The sequence below is a fragment of the Mammaliicoccus sp. D-M19 genome (assembly GCF_022386695.1).
In the GTDB taxonomy this organism is placed as follows: Bacteria; Bacillota; Bacilli; order Staphylococcales; family Staphylococcaceae; genus Mammaliicoccus; species Mammaliicoccus sciuri.
This window is the reverse complement of sequence record NZ_JAJNHW010000021.1, coordinates 1-377: the sequence shown is the minus strand read 5'-3', so window position 1 is coordinate 377 and position 377 is coordinate 1. Positions and strand designations below refer to the sequence as shown.

Sequence of the window (377 nt, the reverse complement as noted above, 5' to 3'; positions counted from 1 at the left end):
CCTGTTCCCATGCCGAACACAGAAGTTAAGCTCTTTAGCGCCGATGGTAGTTGGGCTTACGTTCCGCGAGAGTAGGACGTTGCCGGGCAAAATTCGATTTTGACCCTTGGGTCTTTTTTTCTTGAAATTTTCTTGAAAAATAAATTGAATTAAATGTTGACACAAGAATATAACAAGTGTATAATAGATTCTTGTGAGACAAAATGAACATTGAAAACTGAATGACAATATGTCAACGTTAATTCCAATAATTGAGTACTAAAAGTACTTCAGAGTGATTGGCTTTACCAATCAAAAATGAGCTTATCAAGCTTACTTCTTTTATGGAGAGTTTGATCCTGGCTCAGGATGAACGCTGGCGGCGTGCCTAATACATG

Annotated in this window: 1 rRNA gene; it reads left to right on the top strand. The window is 38.2% G+C overall.

The annotated features are described in order from the left end of the window. Positions 1-88, top strand: a 5S ribosomal RNA gene (rrf, locus tag LQ675_RS14905); the annotation flags it as partial. Positions 89-377 lie beyond the last annotated feature (289 nt).